The 5492-nt window shown below is 57.2% G+C and carries 5 protein-coding genes; all 5 read left to right on the top strand.

What is annotated here, in order from left to right; genetic code table 11:
- Window positions 1-44 precede the first annotated feature (44 nt).
- Window positions 45-1595, top strand: a complete 1551-nt coding sequence (guaA, locus tag Q1K23_RS07255) for a glutamine-hydrolyzing GMP synthase (protein ID WP_300363480.1) — start codon at window positions 45-47, stop codon at window positions 1593-1595.
- A 148-nt stretch (window positions 1596-1743) separates the two neighbouring features.
- Complete coding sequence (locus tag Q1K23_RS07250; protein WP_300363479.1) at window positions 1744-2331, top strand: uroporphyrinogen-III synthase; 588 nt, start codon at window positions 1744-1746, stop codon at window positions 2329-2331.
- A gap of 469 nt (window positions 2332-2800) precedes the next feature.
- Entirely contained in the window at window positions 2801-4081 is a 1281-nt protein-coding gene (gene purD / locus Q1K23_RS07245) for a phosphoribosylamine--glycine ligase (protein WP_300363478.1), read from the top strand.
- The gene (locus Q1K23_RS07240; protein ID WP_300363477.1) at window positions 4074-4523 is read left to right on the top strand and encodes an RDD family protein; all 450 of its coding nucleotides are present in this window, start codon (window positions 4074-4076) and stop codon (window positions 4521-4523) included. The genes purD and Q1K23_RS07240 overlap by 8 nt, the downstream gene beginning before the upstream one ends.
- On the top strand, window positions 4516-5492 hold a 977-nt coding region (locus Q1K23_RS07235; RefSeq protein ID WP_300363476.1), incomplete at its 3' end, for a DUF3769 domain-containing protein. The genes Q1K23_RS07240 and Q1K23_RS07235, both read left to right, overlap by 8 nt.

Here is a 5492-nt window from a genome sequence, read left to right as displayed (position 1 = left end):
TTTTCGATAAAATACAAAAAATATTTTCCTCCAAGGACTCCAATTTGAAAGACGTCAGCATCATCGTACTCGATTTCGGTTCGCAGTATACGCAGCTCATCGCCCGAAGACTCCGCGAAGAGAAGGTCTACTGCGAAATCGTCCCCTATTTCACCAAAGTCGAAGAGATCAGAGCCAAAAATCCCAAAGGGATCATCCTCAGCGGCGGACCCGCGTCGGTTTACGACAAGGATGCCTACGAAGTGGACCCGGCGGTCTACGATCTTGGCCTGCCGATCCTGGGTATCTGCTACGGCATGCAGCGGATCGCGGTCGATTTCGGCGGCTCGGTCGTTCGCTCCACCCACCACGAATATGGCAAGGCCGAGCTCCATTTCCACGAAGAGCACGGCCACACCTCCCCGCTTTTTGAGGGGTGCCACGACGGGACGGTGGTCTGGATGAGCCACTCCGACCGCGTCGAGAAACTTCCCGAAGGCTTCAAACCGATCGCCTACAGCGACAATTCTCCCTATGCGGCCATCGCCGACGAGAAACGTAAGATCTACGCTTTGCAGTTTCACCCCGAGGTGCACCACACCGAGGAGGGGCACATCATGCTCCGCAACTTCGCCAGAAAAATCTGCGGCGTCACCGAGAAGTGGGACATGGGCCACTTTCTCAAAGAGCAGATCAAAAAGATCCGCGAGCAGGTGGGCGATGCGAAGGTGCTCTGTGCGCTTTCTGGCGGGGTCGACAGCTCCGTCGTCGCGGCGCTTCTGTACGAGGCGATCGGCGATCAGCTCATTCCGGTCTTCGTCGACAACGGACTGCTTCGCAAGGGCGAGCGGGAGCAGGTGGAGAGCGTTTTCAAGGTCCACCTGAAGGTTCCCCTCATCACGGTGGACGCGGCCGAGCACTTCCTGGTCAAACTGGCCGGTATTACCGACCCGGAACAAAAACGCAAAATCATCGGCCACACCTTCATCGAAGTCTTCGAGGAGGAGGCGAAGAAGCATTCGGGTATCAAGTTCCTGGCCCAGGGAACGCTCTATCCCGACGTCATCGAGTCGGTTTCGGTCAAAGGGCCCAGCGAGACGATCAAATCCCACCACAACGTGGGCGGTCTGCCCGATTGGATGGATTTCGAGCTGATCGAGCCGCTGCGGGAACTCTTCAAGGACGAAGTGCGCAAACTGGGACTGGAGCTCGGCCTGCCCGAATCGCTGGTCTACCGCCACCCCTTCCCGGGGCCGGGCCTGGCGATCCGCATCATGGGGGAGGTGAACATCTACGATCTCGATCTGCTGAGAGAGGCCGACGTCATTTTGCTCGAAGAGCTCAAAGCCAGCGGCTACTACAACAAGACATGGCAGGCCTTCGCCGTGCTGCTCAACGTCAAGAGCGTCGGGGTCATGGGCGACAACCGCACCTACGACAACACCGTCTGCGTCCGCGTCGTCGAAGCGGTCGACGGGATGACGGCGACTTTCGCCCATCTGCCCCACGACCTGCTCGAGCGCATCAGCCGCCGCATCATCAACGAAGTCGACGGCATCAACCGCGTGGTCTACGACATCAGCTCCAAGCCGCCGGCGACGATCGAGTGGGAATGATGCACGGTTTCACCGTGCGTCCGTGAAAGGTGAATGGTAAATGGTGAATGGAAAAAAGAAGGCGTCAAGTGCCTTTACGATTCCCGACTCCCGGTTCCCGATTTACCTCCTGTCTCCCACTTCCCGGCCGGGTGTCCGGCATCTGCCGATGATCCGGTTCGAAACGATTCCCCAGGCTATCGACTTTTCGGGTTATGACGGACTCATCCTCACCTCCAAGCAGGGGGTCGTCGCGCTCGATGAGGTGAGCGGCGGGGCATGGCGCGAGACGCCCGTGGCCGCCATCGGGAAAATGACGGCCCGGGAAGTGGAAAAGCGCGGCGGCCGGGTGATCTACATCGCCACCAAAGCCTACGGGGACGTACTGGCCAGAGAGCTGGCGGAGCATTTCCCACAATACAGATGGCTCTACAGCCGTCCGAAGGTGGTCGTCTCCAAAATCGCGAAGGACCTCAGAGACGCTGGGGTCGAAGTGGATGAAAAGATCGTCTACGAAACCTCCTGTAAAAGATACGATGAGGGGGAAAAACCGGCAGAAGGCGCCGTGCTGATATTCACGGCTCCCTCCATCGTCCGATGCTTTTTCGAAAACTTCTCCTGGCATGAAAGCTGGAAGGCGGTGGCTATCGGTCACAAAACCGCACAGGCATTCCCGGATGCCGTAACTCCGGAGCTCTCTCCCTCCACATCTATCGACGAAGCGATCGATTTTTCAAAACATTTAGTGCACCATTAAGCATTTTGGAGTATAATTTGAATATCTGGACGGTCGAAGGACCGTCCGTACCGACTGAGCGGTGCGCTACCCGCATATCGGGGGTCCAACACTTTGATATTGCGGGACCGGCGTAGGTGCGTGGTGTGTCGGTAACTTCGCCTGAGCCGGCGCTCCCGGCGAGAAGCTGCCGCCTAAAGCGCACCTCCCTCCTGCACCGTTGGTCTATTGATGGACCACACTCAAGCGTGAACGCCCGCTCGGTCGTTTTTTTTGTCATCGATGTTGTATGTTCTTCTACCACATCTGCTGCATCATCGGCGCACGTCTGCTGCGTTGTGGCTCCATCGACGTAGCTTTGGCTACGCCTCGTCACCACGCCTTGCATCCGCACACCGCTGATTTCGCATATGTGGCAGCCGAACATACAACAGCGATGACGATGAGATGATTCAGTTTTTCCAAATCCCCGAAAAAAGGTAGTTTTGTTATGAGAGTGATGGTCGTTGGCAGCGGTGGACGGGAGTATGCTATTGGTCGTGCTTTGCACAAGGATCCGGCGGTGGAGAAGATCTATTTCGCACCCGGCAACGGAGCGACGCCGCAGATGGGGGAGAATGTGGATATCTCCGATTACGAGGCGCTGGCGGACTATGTACAGAAAGAGGGGATCGATCTGACGATCGTGGGTCCCGAGGCGCCGCTGGTGGCGGGGATCGTCGACATCTTCAAGGAACGCGGTCTCAAAATATTCGGTCCTTCGAAAAAAGCGGCCCAGCTGGAGGGCAGCAAAATCTTCATGAAAAACTTCCTGGCGCGCCACGACATTCCCACGGCGCGCTACATCGAGACCGAGAGTATCGAAGAGGCGTTCAGATTCATAGACTCGCTTCCGGCGCCGATCGTCGTCAAAGCCGACGGACTCTGCGCGGGCAAGGGTGTCATCATCGCCAAGACGCACGACGACGCCAAAAAGGCGGCCTCCGAAATGCTCAGCGGCAAGGCTTTCGGCGACGCGGGCACGAAGATCGTCGTCGAGGAGTTCCTGGATGGATACGAACTCTCCCTCTTCGCCATCTGTGACGGCAAGGATTTCGTAACGCTTCCGGCGGCGCAGGATCACAAGCGTCTGCTCGACAACGACGAGGGGCCCAATACCGGAGGGATGGGTGCCTACGCGCCGACTCCTCTGATCGACGATGAACTCTACAGAAAGATCGAAGAGCGGATCATCCGGCCGACGGTGGACGGCATGGCGGAAGAGGGGATGCCTTTCGAGGGAGTGCTCTTCGCCGGCCTCATGATCGTGAACGGCGAACCCTACACGCTGGAATTCAACGTGCGATTCGGGGACCCGGAGTGCGAAGTGCTGATGCCTCTGCTCAAGACACCGGCCAGCGAACTCTTCGACAAGGCCGCATCGGGCAGGCTGAACGAGCTGAATGTCGAGTTTATCGACAAGTACGCCGTCGGGGTCGTGATGGCCAGCAGAAACTATCCCTACAAAAGCAGCGAACCGGCGGAGATCATCGTCGACAGGATCGTCCATACGGAACTGGCGGAAAAGGCCCATATCGACTATGCGGGAGTCAGCCTGATCGACGGCAAGCTGATGGCCACGGGCGGTCGTGTTCTGGTCTGCGTGGGACTTGGCGATACGATCAAAGAGGCCAGGGACAACGCCTACATGCTCTGCGGACAGGTCCATTTCGCCGGCAAGCAGTGCCGCAGCGACATCGCCTACCAGGCGCTTCGTCAGACGAATGGATGAGTCGATAGAACACCGCCTGCGGGAAGCGGGTCTAGGACTCGCTCCGCTGGGCCGAAGGACGGTGGCGTACGCCATCGACGATATCCTGATCAGCATGCTGTTCGTTTTTCTGCTCTGGGAGCCCATCTCGATGGCGCAGAGTGCCGAAGAGATCGCGGCCGTCGTCAACAGCGTCTGGCTTTTGATGGCGATGGCCCAGATCATCTACCATACATGGTTCGTGTGGCAGTATGGCGCCTCACTCGGTAAAATCGCGATGAAGATGCAGGTGGTGGAAGCCGCCTCTTTGAGCCGGCCGCGTTTCATCGTGGCTTTCAACCGTGCCATTTTCCGGGTCATCAGCGGTATGGTGCTCTATCTGGGATTTGTCTGGGCCTTTTTCGACCCTCTTCGCCAGACATGGCACGACAAAATAGCCTCGACGCTGGTGGTCGATGCGTAGTTTTCTCCTTCTGCTCCTCTTGGCAGCTCTCCTTTTTGCCGCCCAGGAACAAAACGCCAGAGTGCAGATCCTGGCGTCGAAAGTCGAACGCAACGCCACGACTCTGACGGCGGAAGGGAGTGTCGTCGTCTACTACCAGGATATGATCCTGCAGGCCGACAGGGCTCTTTACGACACGAACCGCTCCGTTATGGAGCTTTTCGGCAACGTCACCCTGATGAAGGGGATGCAGTATGCGATGCTCAGCGACCATGTCCATCTCGATCTCAAAAACGAACACGACATCTTCAACGACTACTTTCTGACCGGATTCGAGCAGCAGCTCTGGGCGCGGGGAAAAAAGGCTGAAAAGATCAAAGATGAGCTGACACTCGAAAAAGCGTTTCTCTCGAGCTGCGACGTTACCTGCCCGGACTGGCATATCGAATTCAGCTCCGTCGATTACAATGCGACAACCAAATGGATGAATATCTGGAACCCCCGTTTTTACATCAGAGAAACGCCGGTTTTCTATCTTCCCTATATCGGCACGTCGATGGAGAGGAAACGAAAAAGCGGGTTGCTGCGGCCGAAATTCGGCATATCGGACAGGGACGGTTTCATCTATGAGCAGCCCTTCTATCTCGCCATCGATCCGCAATGGGACCTGGAAGTGGCCCCGCAGTACCGTGTCGACAGAGGCGTCGGTGCCTACGCGATCTTCAGATTCGTCGATACGCCCTATTCGGAAGGGTATGTCAAGATGGGCTATTTCAGAACCAAAGAGAGTTATGTCCAGAAGTACGATCTGAAAAACCACTCACATTATGGGGCCGAATTGCGATACGAAAGGGCGAGACTCTTTACCTCCGGCGGCAGCGACGCCCGGGACGGTTTCTACGCCGACATCACCTGGCTCAACGATCCTGACTATATCAACCTGCAGGCGGCGACGAACGCGGAACTGGCCGACAGCGCGCAGGTGCAGTC

The sequence above is a fragment of the Hydrogenimonas sp. genome (assembly GCF_029933015.1).
Classification (GTDB): domain Bacteria; phylum Campylobacterota; class Campylobacteria; order Campylobacterales; family Hydrogenimonadaceae; genus Hydrogenimonas.
This window is presented reverse-complemented; position numbering and strand designations above follow the sequence as displayed.

Bases quoted from the DNA above. Each gene is read 5' to 3' on its own strand.
- purD (WP_300363478.1), top strand. From the start codon at position 2,801: ATGAGAGTGATGGTCGTTGGCAGCGGTGGACGGGAGTATGCTATTGGT.
- Q1K23_RS07240 (WP_300363477.1), top strand. From the start codon at position 4,074: ATGGATGAGTCGATAGAACACCGCCTGCGGGAAGCGGGTCTAGGACTC.
- Q1K23_RS07250 (WP_300363479.1), top strand. From the start codon at position 1,744: ATGATCCGGTTCGAAACGATTCCCCAGGCTATCGACTTTTCGGGTTAT.